Origin of the sequence: Brevundimonas sp., assembly GCF_035998205.1 — a bacterium.
Lineage (GTDB): Bacteria > Pseudomonadota > Alphaproteobacteria > Caulobacterales > Caulobacteraceae > Brevundimonas.
The window spans coordinates 1-20,402 of sequence record NZ_DASYHT010000001.1 but is presented as its reverse complement, the minus strand read 5'-3'; the positions used below and the strand labels follow the sequence as shown (position 1 = coordinate 20,402).

At 71.5% G+C, this 20,402-nt stretch carries 17 protein-coding genes and 1 pseudogene; 6 read left to right on the top strand and 12 right to left on the bottom strand.

All coding sequences use genetic code 11. The features are described 5' to 3' along the window. Positions 1-353: 353 nt before the first annotated feature. Together VGN74_RS00090 and neuC are read left to right on the top strand one after the other, a co-directional pair. A complete protein-coding gene (locus tag VGN74_RS00090) occupies positions 354-1,454 on the top strand; it encodes an N-acetylneuraminate synthase family protein (protein ID WP_327445322.1) in 1,101 nt (366 codons plus the stop codon). Then, on the top strand, positions 1,451-2,611 hold the full coding sequence (gene neuC / locus VGN74_RS00085; RefSeq protein WP_327445321.1) for a UDP-N-acetylglucosamine 2-epimerase: 1,161 nt from the start codon (positions 1,451-1,453) through the stop codon (positions 2,609-2,611). The genes VGN74_RS00090 and neuC overlap by 4 nt, the downstream gene beginning before the upstream one ends. A 15-nt stretch (positions 2,612-2,626) precedes the next feature. Here the strand turns inward: neuC and VGN74_RS00080 are convergent, their stop codons facing one another. The 4 genes from VGN74_RS00080 to otsB form a co-directional block, all read right to left on the bottom strand. Further along, positions 2,627-4,837 (bottom strand): AGE family epimerase/isomerase, encoded by a 2,211-nt coding sequence (locus tag VGN74_RS00080; RefSeq protein ID WP_327445320.1) that lies wholly within the window; start codon positions 4,835-4,837, stop codon positions 2,627-2,629. 81 nt (positions 4,838-4,918) lie between these two features. Beyond that, on the bottom strand, positions 4,919-6,292 hold the full coding sequence (locus tag VGN74_RS00075) for an alpha,alpha-trehalose-phosphate synthase (UDP-forming) (protein ID WP_327445319.1): 1,374 nt from the start codon (positions 6,290-6,292) through the stop codon (positions 4,919-4,921). Between the two features lie 7 nt (positions 6,293-6,299). After that, positions 6,300-8,102, bottom strand: a complete 1,803-nt coding sequence (locus VGN74_RS00070) for a glycoside hydrolase family 15 protein (RefSeq protein WP_327445318.1) — start codon at positions 8,100-8,102, stop codon at positions 6,300-6,302. Beyond that, positions 8,102-8,848 carry a trehalose-phosphatase gene (otsB, locus tag VGN74_RS00065; RefSeq protein WP_327445317.1) on the bottom strand — a complete coding sequence of 249 codons (747 nt, stop codon included), beginning with the start codon at positions 8,846-8,848 and terminating at the stop codon, positions 8,102-8,104. Before otsB ends, VGN74_RS00070 begins: the two co-directional genes overlap by 1 nt. Before the next feature lie 168 nt (positions 8,849-9,016). Between otsB and VGN74_RS00060 the strand changes: the two genes are divergently transcribed. Together VGN74_RS00060 and VGN74_RS00055 are read left to right on the top strand one after the other, a co-directional pair. After that, positions 9,017-9,982: a KpsF/GutQ family sugar-phosphate isomerase gene (locus VGN74_RS00060; protein ID WP_327445316.1), complete on the top strand. Its 966-nt coding sequence runs from the start codon at positions 9,017-9,019 to the stop codon at positions 9,980-9,982. A gap of 450 nt (positions 9,983-10,432) precedes the next feature. Then, a complete protein-coding gene (locus VGN74_RS00055) occupies positions 10,433-11,305 on the top strand; it encodes an FkbM family methyltransferase (RefSeq protein WP_327445315.1) in 873 nt (290 codons plus the stop codon). Here VGN74_RS00055 and VGN74_RS00050 read toward each other — a convergent pair whose 3' ends face one another. From VGN74_RS00050 to VGN74_RS00025, 6 genes are all read right to left on the bottom strand, one after another. After that, complete coding sequence (locus VGN74_RS00050) at positions 11,306-12,178, bottom strand: hypothetical protein (RefSeq protein ID WP_327445314.1); 873 nt, start codon at positions 12,176-12,178, stop codon at positions 11,306-11,308. Beyond that, entirely contained in the window at positions 12,175-12,849 is a 675-nt protein-coding gene (locus VGN74_RS00045) for an ABC transporter ATP-binding protein (RefSeq protein WP_327445313.1), read from the bottom strand. Before VGN74_RS00045 ends, VGN74_RS00050 begins: the two co-directional genes overlap by 4 nt. Continuing rightward, entirely contained in the window at positions 12,849-14,009 is a 1,161-nt protein-coding gene (locus VGN74_RS00040) for a chain-length determining protein (RefSeq protein WP_327445312.1), read from the bottom strand. Before VGN74_RS00040 ends, VGN74_RS00045 begins: the two co-directional genes overlap by 1 nt. Before the next feature lie 30 nt (positions 14,010-14,039). Next, positions 14,040-14,813 (bottom strand): ABC transporter permease, encoded by a 774-nt coding sequence (locus tag VGN74_RS00035; protein WP_327445311.1) that lies wholly within the window; start codon positions 14,811-14,813, stop codon positions 14,040-14,042. A 98-nt stretch (positions 14,814-14,911) separates the two neighbouring features. Beyond that, the gene (locus tag VGN74_RS00030; protein ID WP_327445310.1) at positions 14,912-15,976 is read right to left on the bottom strand and encodes a nucleotidyltransferase family protein; all 1,065 of its coding nucleotides are present in this window, start codon (positions 15,974-15,976) and stop codon (positions 14,912-14,914) included. Continuing rightward, positions 15,973-16,980 carry an SDR family NAD(P)-dependent oxidoreductase gene (locus tag VGN74_RS00025; RefSeq protein ID WP_327445309.1) on the bottom strand — a complete coding sequence of 336 codons (1,008 nt, stop codon included), beginning with the start codon at positions 16,978-16,980 and terminating at the stop codon, positions 15,973-15,975. The genes VGN74_RS00030 and VGN74_RS00025 overlap by 4 nt, the downstream gene beginning before the upstream one ends. A 96-nt stretch (positions 16,981-17,076) precedes the next feature. Between VGN74_RS00025 and VGN74_RS00020 the strand changes: the two genes are divergently transcribed. Beyond that, positions 17,077-17,772 (top strand): acylneuraminate cytidylyltransferase family protein, encoded by a 696-nt coding sequence (locus VGN74_RS00020; protein WP_327445308.1) that lies wholly within the window; start codon positions 17,077-17,079, stop codon positions 17,770-17,772. Positions 17,773-17,861: 89 nt separating this feature from the next. On the opposite strand, the gene VGN74_RS00015 is transcribed toward VGN74_RS00020, so the two are convergent. Together VGN74_RS00015 and VGN74_RS00010 are read right to left on the bottom strand one after the other, a co-directional pair. Continuing rightward, positions 17,862-19,064, bottom strand: coding sequence for an acetyl-CoA C-acyltransferase (locus tag VGN74_RS00015; RefSeq protein WP_327445307.1), 1,203 nt, complete (start codon positions 19,062-19,064; stop codon positions 17,862-17,864). Positions 19,065-19,127: 63 nt separating this feature from the next. Further along, a complete protein-coding gene (locus VGN74_RS00010; protein ID WP_327445306.1) occupies positions 19,128-20,030 on the bottom strand; it encodes an SDR family NAD(P)-dependent oxidoreductase in 903 nt (300 codons plus the stop codon). A gap of 189 nt (positions 20,031-20,219) precedes the next feature. Between VGN74_RS00010 and VGN74_RS00005 the strand changes: the two are divergent. Then, positions 20,220-20,402 (top strand): annotated as a pseudogene (locus VGN74_RS00005) (cell envelope biogenesis protein OmpA); the annotation flags it as partial.

The following is a 20,402-nucleotide window of genomic DNA, read 5'->3' as shown; positions in this document are numbered from 1 at the left end:
CCAGCCGTCGTTCACTTCCCAGTTCCAGTTCGCCCCGGTCGTCGAGGACTCGGCGTTGATGCCGTCTTCCATCGAGTGGAAGCCGGCGTCCACCGCGCCATACCAACCGTTCGGATCCGCCGACGCCGCCGTCGCGGTCATGGCCAGAGCGGCCGCCGCACCGGAAGCGAGAAGCATCTTATTCAACCGCATGGGAACAGAGCCCTCCGCAAAAAAATCTTGTCAAAGCGGCGGTCTCACCGCCCCGGGCCTCTTTAACAGCGTTGCCGCAGGGCGCAAAGGCCCCTGTCGCACCCCCCTGACCGGGGCGACACACCGTTGCCGAAGGGTGACAGGTCTGCGAGCCTCCGATCATGAGCCCCGAGCCCGTTGCGCCCCCCGAAGTCATCGCCGAGGCCGGCGTCAATCACAATGGCGAGGAGCGCCTCGCCCGCGAGCTGGTCGAGGCGGCGCGGGCCGCCGGGGCCTCGGCGGTCAAGTTCCAGACCTTCGATCCCGACGAGCTGGCGGCCGCCTCAGCCCCCACCGCCGGCTACCAGGCCGCGGCCGGACAGGGGGACGCCCAGGCCGAGATGCTGCGACGTCTGGTCCTCGACCGCGCCGCCCTGACGCGGGTCTGGCGCCACGCCGAAGCCCTCGGCCTGCCGATTCTGTCGACGCCCTTCGATATCGACAGCGCGCGTTTTCTGGTCGGCGAGCTCGGCATGGGGCGGATCAAGGTCGGTTCCGGCGAGCTGACCAACCTGCCCCTGATCATCGCCCTGGCCCGCCTCGGCAAGCCGCTGATGCTCTCAACGGGGATGGCGGAGCTCGCCGAGGTCCGCCGGGCGCTCGACGCGGTGGCGTTCGGGGTGCTGGCCGGTCCGGCAGCCCGGCCGTCGCTGGAGGCGCTGGCCGAGGCCGGGCGCGCCCCCGAGGCGGCCGCCATCCGGGCCCGGACCGTCGTGTTCCAGTGCACCACCCAGTATCCGGCCCCGGTTGAGGAGGCGAACCTGCGGGTGATCGGGACCTATGCCGGGCTCGGCGTCATCCCCGGCTATTCCGACCACACCCCGGGGCTGGCTGCGGCGGTCGCGGCCACGGCGCTGGGCGCCCGGGTGATCGAGAAGCATCTGACCCTGTCCCATGACCTGCCGGGCCCGGACCACCGCGCCTCGCTGGAGCCCGCTCCGTTCGGGGCGCTGGTGGCGGCCGTCGGCGAGGCGGCCCGGGCGCTCGGCCGGGCCGAGAAGGCCCCGACCCCGTCGGAGGCGCCGAATCGGGCCGTCGCCCGGCGCACCCTCGTGGCGCGGCGGGCGATCGCCGTCGGCGAGCCGTTCGGGCCGGAGACCGTGGCCATCCGCCGGGCCGGCGCCGGGCTGGAGCCGGCCGCCCTGTGGGCCCTCGAGGGGCGGGCGGCGCGCCGCGCCTATGCCGCCGACGCCCTGATCGATGCGGCGGAGCTGGAGGGGTGACCCGGCGAATCGCCCTGTTCACCGCGACGCGGGCCGAATACGGCCTGCTCCGGCCCGTGGCGCGGGCGCTGGCGGCGCAGGACGGGACCGCGCCGCTCTGGCTCGTCGGCGGGGCGCACCTGTCCGTCACGCTGGGCGGCACGGTGTCGGAGATCGAAGCCGACGGAGAACCGGTCGCCGCCCGGCTTCAGGACACGGCGCCCGCGGACGACACCCCGGCCGCCGTGGCCCGCGCCGCCGCCCGGACCGGCGCTGCGGTCGCCGAGGCCCTCGTCCGGCTCGCCCCCGACGCCCTGGTCGTGCTGGGGGACCGGACCGAGCTGCTGGGGGCGGCGACGGCCGCCGTCTGTCTCGGCGTGCCGCTGGTCCATCTGGAGGGCGGACATGTCACCGAGGGGGCGATCGACGACCGCATCCGCCATGCCGTCAGCAAGCTGGCCGACCTGCATTTCACGGCCCGCCCTGCCTATGCCGACCGTCTGCTGCAGCTGGGCGAGCCGGCGGATCGGGTGTTCGTGGTCGGCTCGACCGGGGTCGATGACCTGCGCGCCGCCGGGCCGACCGATCTGGCGGCGGCGTCGGCGGCGCTGGACTGGCCGCTCAACCCGGGGGTGGTCCTGGTGGCGTGGCACCCGGAGACGCTTTCGGGGCGCGACGCCGGGGCGGACGTCCGGGCCGTGCTCGCGGGCGTGCTGGCGGCCGCCGGCGAGCGCCGTCTGGTGCTGACCGGCCCCAACGCCGATGTCGGCCGCGAGGCGGTGCAGGCCGAGCTGGAGCGGGTCGCCGCGGCCCATCCGGACCGGGTGCGGCTCTACGCCTCGCTGGGCCGGGCGCGCTGGGGCAAGGTGCTGGGCGCCGCCGACGCCCTGGTGGGCAACTCTTCGGCCGGGGTCATCGAGGCGCCGGCGCTGGGTGTGCCGAGCGTCAATGCGGGAGACCGTCAGGCCGGCCGGCTGCGCCTGCCCGGGGTGATCGACTGCGATGTCACCGCCGAGGGGGTGGCCGCCGCCCTGCGTCAGGCCCTCGATCCCGCCTTCCGCGCCGGCCTGTCGCCCGACCCGCTGGCGGACGGGCAGGCGGCGAAGCGCATCGCCGCGACGCTGGCGACGGTCGATTTCGGGGCGCTGGCGCGCAAGCCGTTCGTGGATCGTCCGTAGGCGGCGCAATATCGCTCAAGCGAGCGACAGGTCGGCGTCCGCCAGCTCCGGCAGGGTCGCCGCCGAGGCGGCCAGCTGCTCCCAGGCGGCGAAGATATGATAGAGCGAGCTGGCCGGGGCCGGCTCGTCGACGAAGCTTCCGTCCGGGTTGAGCTTGTCCGCCCAGGTCCCGTTCGGGCGCAGGTAGAGCGCGAGCCCGGCGAGGGCGTCGGCCGCCTCCGCCGCCCAGGCGCTGCGGTCCTCCGGGTTCCGCTCCGCCAGCAACAGGGCCGCCTTGAGCCGCTCGGTCTGGGGCCACAGGCGCGCCCGGGCCGAGGCGATCGACAGGGTGTCGTCCAGCGCGTCCACCGCCACGCCGCGGGCGGCGTCCACGCCCCGGGCCCCGACCTGGAACAGCCGCCGGGCCACGGCCTCCACGTCCGGCCGCGCGCGCAGGACCGCCCAGCGGGTCAGCAGCCACGCCCATTCGAACTGGTGCCCGGGCTCCACCAGCCGGCCGTCCGCCCCCTCGGCCGGGGTCCAGTCGGCGGTGAAGAACTCGCGCAGGAAGCCGCCGGCCGGGTCGATGAAGCGGGTCAGGCAGAGCCCGGCGATCTCGTCGGCCAGGGCGTTCCAGGGGCCCGCGGGGTCGACGGCGGCCCAGGCGAGCGCCGCCTCGAACAGGTGCATGTGGGCGTTGGCCTGGTAGGGGTGGGCCCCGGCCTCGCGCCAGCCGCCCTGTGGCAGGCGCTGGCGTTCGAGAGTGGCCCACAGGGCGCCGGCCAGGGCGCGCGCGTCGTCCGCATCGATCCCGGCCCGGGCGGCGGCCGCCAGGGCGAACAGGACGAAGGCCTGGTCGTAGAGGGCGGCGGTATCGTCCAGCACGCGGCCGTCGGCGGCGGTCAGGGTGGCGTAGAGGCCGTCCGGGCGGGCGTTGGTCGCCGCGAACCGGCCCAGCCCGCGCGCCACAGTCGCGCGCCATGGGCCGCGCCAGCCGGCGACTCCGGCATGGGCCAGCACATAGGCCTGCCGCGCCTGGACCCGGGCGCGGCGCGGGGCGTCCGGGCTGCGTCCGGCGGCGTCGAGCGCCTCGGCGAAGGCGCCGTCCGCCTCGACCCCGAGGGTCGACCATAGCGGCAGGGCGGCGGACCGCATCCAGCCGGCGAAGGCGGTGGCGGCGGCCGCGAGCGCCGGCGCGGGCGACGCCGCGCTGGCGCCGACCTGCTGCGCCACGCCCTTGACGTCCTGGGCGCGGTCCAGCGCGCAGACCAGAACGGCGTCCGGCTCGACGATCACCGCGAGGTCGCGCACGCCGACGGTGGCGACGGTGACCCCGGCCGGCGCGTGGATGTGGCAGCCGCTGTCAGCCTCGCCGATCCAGCGACCGCCGCCGGCGGGGCCGTCGGCGACCCGGGCGATGGCGTCCCAGGCGCCGAGGTCGGACCAGGCGAAGTCCACCGGCAGCACCCAGGCGCGGGTGGTCCGCTCCATCACCGCATAGTCGATCGACAGCTTCGGCGCCTGGCGGAAGGCGGGTCCGAGGGTGACGGCGCCGGCGGGGTCGATCGGGTCAGGACGCGCGCCGGCGACCGCTTCGCGCGCCGCGGCGGCCATCTCCGGCGCATAGGCGCCCAGCTCGCCCAGCAGCACATCGGCGCGGACGATGAAGTTGCCGCTGTTCCAGAGGTAGCCCTCGCCGATCCAGCGCGCGGCGGTGTCGCGGTCCGGCTTCTCGACGAAGGCGGCGACCGGGGCCGCGTCCGGGCCGGCCGGGCGGATATAGCCATAGGCGGAGGAGGGTTCGGTCGGCTGCACTCCGAGGGTGACGATGCGGCCCTCGCGGGCGTGGGCCCCGGCGGCGGTGAGGGCGGCCCGGAAGGCGGCGCTGTCGGGAATGTGGTGGTCCGAGGCGACGAACGCGGCGACGGCCTCGGGGTCCCGCGCGGCCAGCCAGGCGGCGGCGGCGGCCATGGCCGGGCCGGAGTCGCGGGCTTCGGGCTCGAGCAGCAGCACTGTGGGCGCGTCGAGGCCCGCCAGCTGGCGACGCAGGGCCGGCAGGTGGGCGACGCCGGCGACGATCAGCAGGCAGCCATCCGGGCCGGCCAGGGGGGCGACCCGCTGCACTGTCTGTCGGAACAGGGACAGGTCGCCGGTCAGGTCGAGGAACTGCTTGGGCCGGGCGGCGCGCGAGGCAGGCCACAGGCGTGTCCCGGCTCCGCCGCACATGATCACCGGATAGAACGCCACGGCCGTATCCCCCGCCCCTGCGAGCCCGGCTTTATCAGCCCCAACCTGGACGGGAAACCCGCGGGCAGGGCGGAATCGCCGTCAGTCGCCCCTCAGCGCCGCGACGTAGCGATCCCGCCACAGGCCGACGTCCGAGGCCCGCACCGCCGCCATCAGCCCCTGCCAGCGGGCGATGCGCTCCTCGCGCGGCATGGCCAGCGCCCGGCGCAGCGCGTCGGACATCTCCTCGCGGGCGTAGGGATTGACGATCAGGGCGTCGCCCAGCTCGGCCGCGGCGCCGGCGAAGCGCGACAGCACCAGCACGCCGGGGTCCTCGGGGTCCTGGGCGGCGACGAATTCCTTGGCCACCAGGTTCATGCCGTCGCGCAGGGGCGTGACCAGCCCGACCCGGGCGGCGCGGTACATGCCGGCCAGCTGGTCGCGCCGGTAGGTGCGGTTGAGGTAGCGGATCGGCTGCCAGTCCATGTCGGCGAAGGCGCCGTTGATGCGGCCCGCCAGGGCGTCGAGCCGGGCGCGGATGTCCTGGTAGGTGTCGACATCGTCGCGCGACAGGGGCGTGACCTGCAGCAGGAACACCTGGCCGCGCCGGTCGGGATTGTCCTGCAGGAACTGCTCGTAGCCGAGCAGCCGCTCCTCCAGCCCCTTGGAATAGTCCAGCCGGTCGACCCCCACCAGCATGCTGCGGAAGGCGGCCGAGGCGGCCATGCGGTCGTAGGTGCGTCGTCCCAGCACGGAGTCGCGCGCCGCGAGGAAGCCCTCCACGTCGATGCCGATGGGAAACACCCCCAGCTGCGGCGCGCGGCCGAAGGCCTCTACCCGGCCGTCCGCCAGACGCTCGCCGCCCACCTCGTGGAGCACATAGTCCTCAAGCAGGTCGCGCCATTCAGCGGTATGGAAGCCGATCAGGTCGTAGTCGAACAGGCTCTCCACCAGCCGGCGGTGGAACGGCAGGGTGACCAGCAGCTGCCTTACCGGCCAGGGCGTATGCAGGAAGAAGCCGATGCGGTTCTTGACCCCCAGACGCCGCAGCTCCCGGGCCATCGGGATCATGTGATAGTCGTGGATCCAGATCAGGTCGTCCGGCTGGATCAGCGGCCGCAGCACCTCGGCGAAGCGCCGGTTCACCCGCTCGTAGCCCTCGCCGTACGACCGCTCGTAGGCGGTCAGGTCGACCCGGTGGTGGAACAGCGGCCACAGGGTCTTGTTGGCATAGCCGTTGTAGTACTCGTCGACGTCCTGCGCCTCGAGATCGACGAGGGCCACGGTGACGCCGGCGCGGTCCTCGGTCTTGAGGGCCCCGGTGAAGGTCTCGCAGGTCTCGCCGGACCAGCCGAACCACAGGCCATCATACTTTCGCAGGGCCGCGGACAGGGCCATGGCCAGACCGCCGGCCGAGCCGGCGGCGGGGTCGGTCGGGGCGGAAACCCGGTTGGAGACGACGATCAGGCGGCTCATGACGGGTTCACCGGACGTCCGTCCACGAGCGGCTGAGCAGGATGGCGCAGTTGATCACCCCCACCAACGAGTAGGTCTGCGGATAGTTGCCCCATAGTTCTCCGTCCTCGATGGCGATGTCCTCGCTGAGCAGGCCGGCGGCGGTGCGACGGGACAGCATGTCCTCGAACAGGGCCCGGGCCTCGGCGTCGCGGCCATTCTGGTGCAGCGCCTCGATGAACCAGAAGGTGCAGAAGTTGAACGCGGTCTCGGGCGCGCCGAAGTCGTCCGGCTCGACGTAGCGGAACAGGTAGGGGCCCTGCTTCAGGTCGCGCTCGATGGCGTCGAAGGTGGCGACCTGGCGCGGGTCCATGGGATCGAGGAAACCGAGGTCGGTCAGCTGCAGCAGCGAGGCGTCCAGCTCGCGGCCGCCGAAGCTGGCGGCGAAGCGCCCTTCGTCCGGCAGGAAGGTCTCGCGTTCGATCCGGGTGCGGACGGTGTCGGCCCGGTCGCGCCAGAACCGGGCGCGGTCGGTCAGGCCGAGGTGCGTCGCCGCCTTGGACAGGCGGTCCAGCGCGGCCCAGCACATGACCGACGAATAGGTGTGCACCCGGGCGATGGTGCGGAACTCCCACAGGCCCGCGTCAGGCTGGTCGTGCAGCTGGAAGGCGCGCTCGCCGACCGGCTCCAGCGCCTCGAAGTCCTCGACCGAGCCGGGGCGCAGGAAGCGCTGGTCGTAGAAGGCCTGAACCAGGGGCAGGACGATCTGGCCATAGACGTCGTGCTGCAGGTGCTCGTGCGCCTGGTTGCCGACGCGCACCGGCTGCATGCCGCGATAGCCGGCGACGCTGTCGACGATGCGCTCGCCGAGGCCGGGCTCGAGCCCGACGCCGTAGACCGGCTGGACGTGGCCGCCGCCTGAGGCGTCGACGAGATTACGCAGGTAGCCGAGGTAGTTCTCGAGGATGTCGACGGCGCCGAGGCGGTTGAGGGCGCGCACCGTATAGTAGGCGTCGCGGATCCAGCAGTAGCGATAGTCCCAGTTGCGGCCGCTCTCGGGAAACTCCGGCACCGAGGTGGTGAGGGCGGCGACGATGGCCCCCGTTTCCTCATGGGCGCAGAGCTTGAGGGTGATGGCGGCGCGGATCACCGCCTCCTGCCAGTCCAGCGGCAGGTACAGCCGCCGCACCCAGTCGCGCCAGTAACGGATCGTCCGGTCGAGCGCCGCGGCGACGCCGGGGCCGACCTCCTGGTCGTAGCCCTCGTCCGGCCCGAGGAAGAAGGTCAGCGGCCCTTCCAGCCGGAAGGTGCGCTCGTCCAGCACATGGCTGACCGGGCAGTCGGTGGTCAGGCGGAACACCACCTCCTCGCACAGGTAGCGGATGTGGTTGGAACCGGAGGTATGGGCCGCCCGGCGCCCGCCCCAGCCTGCCGCCGGGCGCAGCCGGACGGTGATGCGCGGCGCGCCGCTCAGGGGGCGGACGATGCGGCCGAAGGCCAGCGGCCGGTAGGTCCGGCCGTGCTTCAGGTGACGCGGCGCGAAGTCGAGGATCTCCAGGGCGGCGCCGTCCGCGGCGGTCAGGACGGTGCGCAGGACCGGCGTGTTGCGCAGATAGGCCTGCTCGACGCTGGCGAGACCTTCGAGGTCGATACTCCAGAAGCCATGTGCGGGGTCCGCCCCGTCCATCAGGGCCGAGAACACAGGATCGCCGTCGACGCGCGGGGCGCAGGCCCAGACGAAGCGACCGGACCGGTCGATCAGGGCGCTGATGGCGCAGTTGCCGATCGGCCAGAGGTCGAGGGAGGGGGCGGCTCCGGGCAGGGCGGACATCACAGGCCCTCCAGGCGGTCGAGCCAGGCCAGCACGGCGGCCGGGCCCGGCAGGCGGTAGGCGGCGGCGGTCGGGCGCGGGCTTCCGACATGAACGCCGAAGCCGCCGTGGGCGTCGGCGGCGACGAAGCCGTACTCGTCGGTCAGGTCGTCGCCGACCATCACCGGCGTGGCCCCGGCGAACGGCGGCTCGGCCATGAAGGCGGCCAGCGCCCGGCCCTTGTCGGCGCCGGGGGTCTTCAGCTCCTCGATCAGATGGCCCGGCTGGTGCGTCAGGTCGTGGGCGGCGGCCAGTTCGGCGGCGAGGTCGCGGGCGGCGCCGGCGAGGTGGGGGGCGAGGCGCACATGCAGGCCCGTCGCCAGGCCCTTGCGCTCGACGAAGGCGCCGGGATTGTCGGCCACGAAGCGGTCGAAGGCGGCGGCCGCCTCGGCCACGCCCGGCGCGGGCTCGGCCCTGACCAGACGGCCGCCGGGGGTGCGCCGCTCGAGACCGTGCACGCCGGACACGAGGGCGACGTCGCCCTCCAGAATGCGGTCGATGTCGACGATGGCGCGGCCGCTGATCACCGCCAGCCGGCCCTCCAGCCGGTGGGTCAGACGGGCCAGCACGGCGCGCCGGCGCGGGTCCGGGCCGACGGCCTCCGGGGTCGGGGCCAGTTCGGCCAGAACCCCGTCGAGATCGAGAAAAAGGGCGGCGCGGCGCACCCGCTCGGGCGGTGCGCCAAGGTCGGCGGCGTCGATGGTCATGGGCCTCGTCAGCAGGCGTTGCGGCGCAATCGCGCCCCCGTCAGCTGGGATCAACGCGCGAGAACGGCAAAGGTTTAACCGAGTTGACAGGTTCTCAACCCCCCGCCCCCGGGTGTATGCGGTCAGCCCTTGCGCCGGCGGTCAGGTCCGGCGTCGTCAGGTGAGTGCATGGACCCCGCCCAGATTCTCGAGCGCGCGCGCGCCGTCGTCCGGCTGAACATCGAGGCGCTCGAGGCCCTCGACCGCAATCTGAACGGCTCGCTGGTGCGGGCCTGTGAGGTGATCCTGTCGCGGCCGGGCTATGTCGTGGTCACCGGCATGGGCAAGTCCGGGCACATCGGCGGCAAGATCGCCGCCACCCTGGCCTCGACCGGCACCAACGCCTTTTTCGTGCACCCCGCCGAGATGAGCCACGGTGACCTCGGCATGCTGCGCAAGGACTGCACCCTGCTGGCCATTTCCAACTCGGGCGAGAGCCGGGAGCTGCGTGACCCGCTGACCTTCTGCCAGCGCAACGGCATTCCGGTGATCGGCATCACCCAGCGCAAGGGCAGCCTGCTGGACCGGATGTCCGAGGTGACCCTGCTGATGCCGACCGTGGCCGAGGCCTGTCCCAACGGGCTGGCCCCCACCACCTCGACCCTGATGACCCTGGCGCTGGGCGACGCCCTGGCCATGGCGCTGATGGACGAGCGCGGCTTCTCGGCCGAGGATTTCGGCCTGCACCACCCCGGCGGGGCGCTGGGCATGAAGCTGCAGACGGTGCGCGAGTGGATGGGCGACAACCATGCGCCGCCCGCCACGGTCCCGGCCGGCGCGCCGTTCAGCGAGGTAGTGGCGGCCATCACCGAGGGCCGCAAGGGCGCGGTCGCCGTGCTGGCGGACGACGGGCGTCTGGCCGGGATGATCACCGACGGCGACGTGCGCCGGGCCTTCGCTCGTGATGTCACGGCTCTCGTCGCCGCCGACATCATGAGCCCGCATCCGATCACGGTCAGCCCGGACGCGCGCATGAGCGACGCCATCGATCTCATCGCCGCCAACAAGATCGGCAACCTGTTCGTGGTCGACGCCGGGCGGCCGGTGGCCATCATCCACGTGTCCGAACTGATCCAGGCGGGCTACGTCGCCTGATCGGTGCGGCGAGTTGACCGCCCCGCGCGACGCGCGATACGGGGCGGGGGCGGCGTCGTGATTAACCGCTCGGAGACCCGTCGACCTCATGGCGTCCATCTGCATCGACGGGTTCAACATCGCCCTGCCCAACGGGTCGGGGATCGCCACCTTCGGGCGGAACCTGCTCGGCAACGCCCGGGCCGCGGGCTACGGCACACAGGTGCTGTACGGGCCGCGCCATGGCCGCAGCAAGAACCCTGCCCGGAAGAGATCGCCTTCCAGAAGGGCTTCATCGACACCGCCGGCATGCAACGCCTGATCGACCAGCTCGGGAAGAGCGCGTATGGGGCGTATCTGCGGGGGGTGATGGGGGGGTGATGAAGGCCCGTCGCCGCCCGACTGGGCTCCAGTTGCGGTTCCTTGGCTCTCTTGGGCCAGTTAGTGTCCTGAAGTCCTGAGTCGCGGACTGTGGAGTCAATCGCCTTGCGCAGACATCGGAGTCCCGAACTCAACCTTCTTGGCCTCAACGAACTCGTCGAGCTGGACAGGTGGGCTCTTGAGCGCCGGTCCCGCGGGCTCGCCTGCACGGCCTTTCTCGGATACCAGCAGACCCTCTGTCGGGTTCTGGGACGCTACAAACTGTACCTCGCCACGACCGATGTCGGCTTCGGCGCCCACGTGATGCTGGACGGCATCTGGGAGAGCTGGCTGACCGTCTTCATGGCCCGGCGCGTGCAGCCAGGCATGTATGTGGCCGACGCGGGCGCGAACCACGGTTACTATACTTTGCTTTTCGCGGACCTTGTTGGACCGGACGGCCGCGTCGCGGCCATTGAGCCGAATCCGGCGACAGCCAGCCTGCTCCGGCGTTCCCTTTCGGTGAACGGGTTCGACGGCCGGACGGAAGTCCATGAGCGCGCCCTGACCGATGCTGACGGTGAGACGCTGGCTTTTCACATGCCGACCGGTGAGCCGAAGAATGCGCGGCTCGTTTCCGCGACCTTGCAGGGCCATCCTGAGGTGCAGACCGTGACGAGCGCCCGGCTGGACACCCTTCTGAGTCACTGGCCGCGTCTCGACTTCCTCAAGATTGACGTTGAAGGCGCCGAGGAAGCCATGCTGTCCGGTGCCTGGGGCCTGATCGAGCGACACCGGCCGCAGATGGTGCTCGAATACAATGCGAGCAGGGCGAGCGATGGTGGTGCGCTCCTCGACCGTCTTGAGTCAGTCTATGGAAAGATCCGGTGGATTGATCACGAAAGCCAGCTGCGGGGTGCGAGCCGCGCCGAGCTTACAGACGCATCCAATCACGAAGACTGGCTGCTTTATCTCGAACCTTGATCAGTTGATCTTCTCAAGATCAAACTCGATGAGTCGGGCTTTTCCGGCGATGGCCCCCTGCATAAGCACGAGCCGGAATTCGCCCGACGCAGACTCGGACCAGTCGTTGACCATGGTCACGGCGTGCAGCCCGGGCTTGCCCGGCTTTTCGACGTGCTGGTCGAACTGCTGGTGGTGTCCCCAGTCGAAGCCGAGGGCGATGCTGGCCGCGTCGTCGTCAATCCACACCTTCGCTTCAGCACGCCAGCGGCCCGGGGGAAGGGTGACATAGGGGCCATACACGACGATGCGCGGCCGGCCTGTGAGGTCCACTTCGAAACGGGGACCGGTCACCGGATTGCGGGTGTCGTACAGGAACAGCTTCGGGGCGATCCGGACGCGCGCGCCCACGGCGGGCCGTCCGTGGCGATAGAGCGACATGACCTCGGCGGCTGCCCTTTCGCCCCTGGGCCGGGGGGGCAGGGGCGGGGCGGCGACCGTCAGGCCGCTCCACAAGGTTACGGGCGCGCCAGGGGGGAGGGCGGCCCCGCCGATCACCGGCACATGCGCCGGCGCCTCGCAGGCTTCCGCGTGGATCTGGCTGGCGGTCCACAGGGCTTGCGGGAATTGGGCCAGAACAGTCTGGTAGAGGCGCTGAACCGACGACTCGGGGTCCGTCAGAACCACCACGTCCGGCGTTTCGCCGAAGTGGCGCAGATGGCCCATCTCCTGCGCCAGCACCACCGCCTTCGGGTCTTTCAGGATGTCAGGCCCCAGCCCGGCCGACCAGGGCACGGGCTTCAGCCCGGCCGCAGCGGCGGCGTCGGCGACGCGCCGGCGCCATTCGGGCTCGGTCTGCGAAGGGGTCAGGACGACCCAGCGGGCTCGACTCACGCAGCCCTCAGCCAGGTGTAGATGTCGACGGCCTCCTCGATATCATCGAACATCTTGGCCTTGCCGTTCTCGATGATCAGCGCCCGCTCGCACAGGGAGGCGATCAGGTGCATGTCGTGCGAGGCCATGAGGAAGGCGCGGTCGCCGCGGCGCTCGAACAGCTCCTGCCGGCACTTCTCCTGGAAGCGGGCGTCGCCGACCGCGACCAGCTCGTCGATCAGATAGCAATCAAACTCGATGGCCAGCGACAGGCCGAAGGCCAGACGCGCGCGCATCCCCGAGGAATAGTGCTTCACCGGCATCTTGAGCTTGGCGCCCAGCTCGGCGAAGGAGTCGACGCGGTCCCGGATCTCGGCGGTGTCCTTGCCATAGATGCGCGAGATGAAGCGGATGTTGTCCAGCCCCGACAGGCTGCCCTGGAAGCCGCCGCCGAAGCCGATGGGCCAGGAGGCCTTCATGCGCCAGTCGATCAGGCCCGCCGAGGGCGACAGCACCCCGCCGAGGATCTTGATCAGGGTCGACTTGCCCTGGCCGTTTCGACCGAGCACGGCGAGCCGCCCCGACGGCGCGAGCGTGAAGTTCAGGTCCTTGAACAGCGGACGCGAGGCGGTCTCGTAGGTCTTGGACAGACCCTCGACGACCAGACCCGGCGCGGGGGGGAAGGGCGACATCAGTCTTGGCGGTGCTCCCTGACCCCTGCCCAGATGAGCCAGCCGACGCCATAGATCAAGACGCAGGTGGCCAGGACGGAGAGGATCGACAGCCAGCGGCGCGGCTCGATGGCCTCGTCCGGCCGGTGCGGGCTGACGATACGGTCGAGGTACAGGCGCTGACGCCGCGCCTCCTGCTCGGCCGTGACGACCGCGGCGGTGGCCTGGGCCAGTTCGCGGTCGGCCAGCTCGCGGTTCAACCGCAGGGTCTCGAACATGCCGACGCGCGGGGCCAGGGAGCCCGGACCGCCGGACAGTTTGGCCTGTTCCGCCGCCACCTGGGTCTCCAGCGCGGCGATGCGGCCGTCCAGCGAGCCGAGCAGCGGGCTTTGCGGCGCGCTGGCGGCCACCTGGGCGCGTTCGGCGCGCAGCTCGGCGGCGGCGGCGAGCAACCCGCCGATCAGCTCGCCGCGGATCCGGGCGGTGGCCTCGGGGTCGACGAAGGCCTCGCTGTTGCGGAAGGCGGTCAGCTGGGCCTCGGCCTCGGCCAGACGCTGGCGGGCGACCTCGCGGGCGGCGTTGGCCTCGGCGATGGCGTTGGCCGACGAGCGTTCGTTGAGCTCGTTGATCAGGGCCTCGCCGCCAGCCAGCAGGGTCTCGGCCATGGCCTGGGCGTCGTCAGGCCGGAAGGCCTCGACGGTCAGGGTGCTGATGCCGGTGGTCGAGTCGTAGCCGACGGTGACGAAGCGCTTCAGCGCCTTGTGCAGGCCTTCCTGGCTGCGGGTCTCGCCAATGCGGGGATAGGCCGAGAAGGGGTCCGCGCCGCGGTTCAGCACCACCGGCAGGTCGAACTCTTCTGACAGCGCCGCGGCCCCGGCGCGGGAGCTGATGAACTCGTGTACGGCGAAGGCGTCGCTCTGGGCCGGGCTGACGCCGATGCCCTGCAGCGCCATGCCGAGGGTCCCGGTATTGGTCTGGCCCGCCGTGCGCACCACGAACTGGGCCTCGGAGACATAGCGGGGCGAGGCGATGAACAGGAAGTAGATGGCCGCGATCAGGGTCGGCAGGGCGATGACCAGCAGGGCGCCCCACGGCAGCCGGTCGCGCCAGCCGCCGCCGCCATCGATGTCGCCAAGCCCCTTGGGAAGGGGCCCGAGGAAGGTGACCTTGGTGTCGCTCATCTCGTTCTCGATTTCACCGGGCGGGTCCGGTCATTCCATGTCGACGCGATTCTTGGCGCCAGCCAGCAGCAGCAGGCCAAGCACCAGGAGCACCGCCCCGATGAACCAGGCGTAGGGGGCGTTGTAATAGGTCGGCGTGAGGTGGCCGAACACCCCGTCCCGCACCATCTCGATGCCGTGGGGGAAGGGGAACCACATCAGAATCTCGCGGAATTGCTGCGGAATCCAGTGCAGCATGAAGAAGGCGCCGGAGATCGGGATCATGGCGTAGGTCAGCACCGGCACGAGCCGTTCCATGATGTCGATGCGCGATGACAGGCCGGCGAAGGTCAGGCCGATGCCGAACCCGACCCAGGCGGTGGTGAACCAGCCCGCGTAGAGCAGCAGCCAGTTGTGCGGCAGCTCCACCTGGCCGAGGGCCAGCAGCACGATGTAGACGATGATGAAGGCCGCTGTGCCGCCGAGGAACTCCAGCAGGTTGCGGGCGAGGAAGATGTGCAGGGTGCGGATCTGCCGATGGTGCAGCAGCCCGACATTGCCCGTCAGCGCCCCGACGCTGAAGCTGATCATGTGCCGGTACAGCAGCAGGCACATGTAGCCCGTCATGATGAAGGGGCCGACGCGGATGCCGTGCTCGTACTCGGGCTTGATCACGCCCCACAGCACCAGCACGCCGAAGCAGAACAGCAGGGGCTCGCCGATCACCCAGGCGAATCCCAGCCCTTCCCGGCCGAACCGGGTGGACATCTCGCGCCGCATCAGGGCGCCGATGATCCGGGACTGTCTGGCCGTGGCTTGCAGCATGAGGGTGCGCGGGTCTCCGATGCCGCCCCGCGGGAACCGGGCTCGGGGCGAGGGTTAGCGCGAGAGGGCGGGCGCCGACAAGCGCGATGCGCGCCGCCTCAGCCCGCCTCGCGCCGGGCGGTCTCCAGATCGTCCGGCCGGCCGACGTCCAGCCAGTCCTCGTGCAGCGGGAAGACGCCGACGCCGCGGCCGTCGTCGGCCAATTTTTTGAGCGCGTCGGTCATGTCGAACCGCTCGCCCGTCGGCAGGATATCCAGCGCCCGTGGCGACAGGGCGTAGATGCCGCAGTTCACCAGCCACTCGTAGGTGGGCTTTTCGACCAGGCCGGTCATGAAGCGGTCGCCGTCGGTCTCGACCACGCCGAAGGCCGCCTGCATGCGCTCGCGGCGGACGCAGAGGGTGGCGTCGCCGCCGTGGTCGCGGTGGAAGTCGAGCAGGCCGCCGAAGTCGACCCGGGTCAGCAGGTCGCCGTTCATCACCAGCAGGGGCGCCTCGAGCGGCTCGTTCAGCAACGACAGGGCCCCGGCGGTGCCCAGCGGGGCGTCCTCGCGCAGATAGTCGATCTCGACCCCGAAGGCCGAGCCGTCGCCGAAGTGGTCGGTGATGATCTCGGCCAGATAGTTCACCGCCAGCCGGAAGCGGCGGAAGCCCTGGGCCCGCAGCCGCTCCATGATGGTCTCCAGCAGCGGCCGGCCGCCGACCTTGAGCATGGGCTTGGGGCAGGTGTGGGTCAGGGGGGCGAGGCGGACGCCGCGCCCGCCGGCCATGATGACCACCAGATTGTCCCGCGCCGCCGGGGCCGCCGGGGCGTCGGGGAACAGGCCGACCACGCGGCCGGCGGCGTCGACCACCGGGGCCATGGCCACGCCGCGCTCTTCCAGCCGGCGGCGGGTGACGGCGGCCGCCTCGCCCTTCGCCGGAATGGTCAGGGGCGCGAGGTTGGCGACGCTGCGGACCGGGTCCTCCAGCCGCACGCCGCGCAGCAGGCCGCGACGCACGTCGCCGTCGCTGACGGTGCCGACCAGCCGGCCCTCGGGATCGACCAGCACCACCAGCTTGTGCCGGGCGGCGTCGAGCCGGCCGATGGCCTCGACCAGCGGCGCCTCCGGGGCGACCAGATTGGCCTGAAGCCCGAAGCGCGGATCCGGCCGGGGGCGGCTCACACTGCATACTCCCGCGGCCGGTAGAGGTCGGCGTGGGCGCGGATGAACTCGGTGGTGCGGGCCAGGCCCTCGTCCAGGCTGACGGTCGGGGCCCAGCCCAGCCGGTCCCGGGCCCGCCCGGCGTCGGCGATCAGCCGCATCACCTCGCTGGCCTCGGGGCGCAGGCGCTCGGCCTCGCTGATGACCTCGAAGTCGGCGCCGGTGACGGCCCGGACCCGATCGATCAGTTCCGACACCGAGGTCTCGACGCCGGTGCCGAGGTGGATCGTCTCGCCCTCGATGCCGGGCGTCAGGGCGGCCCGGACGAAGCCCTCGACGGTGTCGGCGACGAAGACGAAGTCGCGGGTCGGGCGCAGGTCGCCGAGCCGCACCGTCTGGCCGGCGAGGGCCTGGGTGATCAGGGTCGGGATCACTGCCCGGGCGCTCTGACGCGGGCCGAAGGTGTTGAACGGCCGCAGCGTCACCACCGGCGTGCCGAAGCTGAGGTGATAGCTTTCGGCCAGCTTGTCGGCGCCGATCTTGGTGGCCGAATAGGGCGACTGGCCGACCAGCGGGTGGGCCTCGGTCATCGGGACGATCTGCGCCGTGCCATAGACCTCGCTGGTGGAGACATGCACCACCCGCGACAGGCCGTGCCGGCGCGCCGCCTGCAGCACGTTGAGCGTGCCGATGACATTGGTGCGGACGTAGCTCTCGGGCGCCTGGTAGGAATAGGGGATGGCGATCAGGGCCCCGAGGTGCAGGGCGATGTCGGCGCCGTCGGCCGCCGCCTCGACGCTGTCGCGATCGGCCAGATCGCCGCGCACCACCTCGATGTCGCCGCGCACCGGGCTGCGGTCCAGCCAGCCGGCCCCGCCGTGCGAGGTGTAGCGGACGAAGGCCCGGACATGGGCCCCCAGCGCGACCAGTCGCTCGACCAGATGGCTGCCGATGAAGCCTCCGGCGCCGGTGACCAGCACGGTCTTGCCGGCGAAGGCGGCGGGATCGATCGGGCTTGGACTCATGGTCAGGACGCCCCCGGCGCTGATTCCCTCGGCGTCACTTTACCAGCGGGCGGGGCCGCGGCCATGCTTGATGCGGACTGAGTCGGGGAGCGGGCGATGATCGGCGACAGACGGGTGCTGGCCATCGTCCCGGCGCGGGCCGGGTCGCAGGGGCTGCCGGGCAAGAATGTGCGGCCGCTGGCGGGCAAGCCGCTGGTCGACTGGACGCTGGACGCCGCCGCCGCCTCGGCCCTGATCGACCATGTGCTGGTCTCCAGCGACGATCCGCAGGTGCTGGCCCGGGTGCCGCCGCCCATGCAGGCGCTGGATCGGCCGGCGGCGCTGGCGGGGGCCGAGGCCTCTGTATTCGACGCCATCGCCCACGCCCTCGACCACGTCGGCGCCGGCTGGGACTATGTGGTGCTGCTGCAGCCGACCTCGCCCCTGCGGATCGCGGCGGACATCGATGCGGCGATCCGCCTGTGCGACGAGACCGGGGCTCCGGCGGTGCTGACGGTGTCGCCGACGCTCAAGCCGGACCGGTTTCATGGCACGCTGGCGGGCGACGGGGCCCTGGCGCTGGACGGGCCCCGCGACGGGGAGGGCGTGGTGCTGAACGGCGCCGTCTATGTCGGCCGGCCGCACCGGCTGCGGGATGACCGGACCTTCCTCGTCGAGGACACGCGCGTGCTCGTCATGCCGCCCGAGCGCGGCCTGGACATCGACACCCTGTACGACTTCGTCGTCGCCGAGGCGCTGATGCCCCACGCGCAGGCCTTCGCCGCCACCGGCATGCCGGCGGTGCGGCGGTAGCCCTCAGTAGATTTCGAACAGTCCGGCCGCGCTCAATCCGCGGGCGCGGATTCAGCCACTCTGAGTGGGGCGCGGCTTTCGGACTGTTCTCAGTAGATTTCGAACAGTCCGGCCGCGCCCATCCCGCCGCCAACGCACATGGTGACGACGCCGTACTTCGCGCCGCGGCGCTTACCCTCGATCAGCACATGGCCGGTCATGCGCGCGCCCGACATGCCGTAGGGGTGGCCGATGGAGATGGCGCCGCCGGAGACGTTGAGCCGCTCGTCCGGGATGCCGAGCCGGTCGCGGCAGTAGAGGACCTGCACGGCGAAGGCCTCGTTCAGCTCCCAGATGCCGATGTCGTCGACCGTCAGACCGTGCTGCTTCAGCAGCTTCGGCACGGCGAACACCGGGCCGATGCCCATCTCGTCCGGGTCGCAGCCGGCCACGGCCATGCCGACATAGCGGCCCAGCGGATTCAGGCCGCGCTTCTCCGCGTCCTTCGCCTCCATGATCACGCTGGCCGAGGCGCCATCGGACAGCTGCGAGGCGTTGCCGGCGGTGATGAAGCGACCCTGCTGCACCTTTTCGCCGCCGCCGAAGACCGGCTTGAGCGACTGCAGCCCCTCCAGGGTGGTGTCGGGCCGGTTGCCTTCGTCCTTCGCCAGAGTGACCTCCTTCGCCGAGGTCTGGCCGGTGGCCTTGTCCACCACCTGCATGGTGGTGGTCATCGGCACGATCTCGGCGTCGAGGCGGCCGGCGGCCTGGGCCTCGGCGGTGCGCTGCTGCGATTGCAGGGCGTAGGCGTCCTGGGTGTCGCGCGAGACGCCATAGCGGTCGGCCACGACCTCGGCCGTCTCCAGCATGGACATGTAGACGTGGGGCGACAGCGCCAGCAGCGCCTCGTCCTTCATCCGGAACAGGTTCATGTGCTGGTTCTGGACCAGCGAGATGGATTCCAGCCCGCCGCCGACGGCGACCTGCTGGCCGTCGTGGATGACCTGCTTGGCGGCGGTGGCGATGGCCATCAGGCCGGAGGCGCACTGGCGGTCCAGCGTCATGCCCGCGACCTGCGCCGGCAGGCCGGCGGCCAGGGCGATCTGGCGCGCCACATTGGTGCCGGTGGCGCCCTGCTGCAGGGCGGCGCCCATGACCACGTCCTCGATCTCGCCCGGGTCGACGCCGGCGCGCGCCACGGCGTGCCGCACGGCATGGGCCCCGAGGCTCTGGGCCTGGGTGTCATTGAAGGCGCCCCGGTAGGCGCGCCCGATCGGGGTCCGGGCCGTCGAGACGATCACCGCTTCACGCATGGTATTCTCCCTGTGTGCTTTCGGCGCAGCCTAGGCCGCTTCCGTGGCGTCAAGGCAAGTCGGTCACCCCTTGAGGGCGGCCTGCAACTTGCCCAGCTCGATCATGCCCTGGGCCGCGCCCATCTCGGGCACGATCTCGCCGGTCCGGTCGCTGATCCCGGCGATCTGCGCCGCCACCTGCTCGGGCGCGTCCTCGCCGGTGGCGCGGATGCCCTGGGTCAGGGTCACATAGGCGCGCTCGAAGCCGCCGGCTCCGGCGGCCAGGATCATGCGCGACGGCGCGTCCTCGCTGACCAGATAGAGCAAGCCGGGGGTCACCAGCTCCGGCCCCAGATGCTCCAGCGGCAGGGCGGCGCCGAGGTCCTCGGTCATGCGGGTGTGGGCGGTCGGGGCAAGGCAGTTGACGCGGATGTCGTTCTTGGCGCCCTCGATCGACAGGGTCTGCATCAGGCCGACCAGCGCCATCTTGGCGGCGCCGTAGTTGGACTGGCCGAAATTGCCGTAGAGGCCCGACGACGAGGTGGTCATGGCGATGCGGCCATAGTTCTGGGCCCGCATGATCTCCCACACTGCCTTGGTGCAGTTGACCGCGCCCATCAGGTGCACGTCGACGACGAAGCGGAAGTCTTCCAGTTCCATCTTGGCGAAGGTCTTGTCGCGCAGGACGCCGGCGTTGTTCACGAGGATGTCGACGCGACCCCATTTCGACATGGCGGCGTCGACCATGGCCTGGACGGCGGCGTAGTCCGTGACCGAAGCGGCGCTGGCGATGGCCTCGCCGCCCAGCGCCTCGATCTCGGCGACCACCGATTCGGCCGCGGTGGCCGAGCCGCCCGAGCCGTCCCGGGCCCCGCCCAGATCATTGATCACCAGCTTCGCCCCGCGGCGGGCGAGGCCGAGGGCGTGCTCCCGCCCCAGACCCCCGCCGGCGCCGGTGACAATGGCCACGCGTCCGTCGAACCGCATCGGTCGTTCTCCCTGATCGTTGATCACCGATCTAGCACGCCCACTTGTGTTGGAAAGGCGCCACAGTTCGGCCAATCGTGACCATATAGGGGAACTCCCGTGTCGTTGTGTCGTTCGGCTTCCCGAGCGGCGGACGTGAAATGTCCGGCGACGGACACGCGATTTTCAAGCTGAGAGATGAGGACGATCATGAAGGTGAAGCTGCTGGCGGGCGTCGCCGCCCTGGGGCTGATGACCGCGACGGCGGCGTCGGCGGATCCGAACGGTTGGTATGGCGCGGTGGACGCCGGCTTCCACTCGATGGAAGACGGCATCAACGCCGAGTCCTCGACGACCGGGGCGAACTGGAACTGGGAAGTGAACGACGGCTGG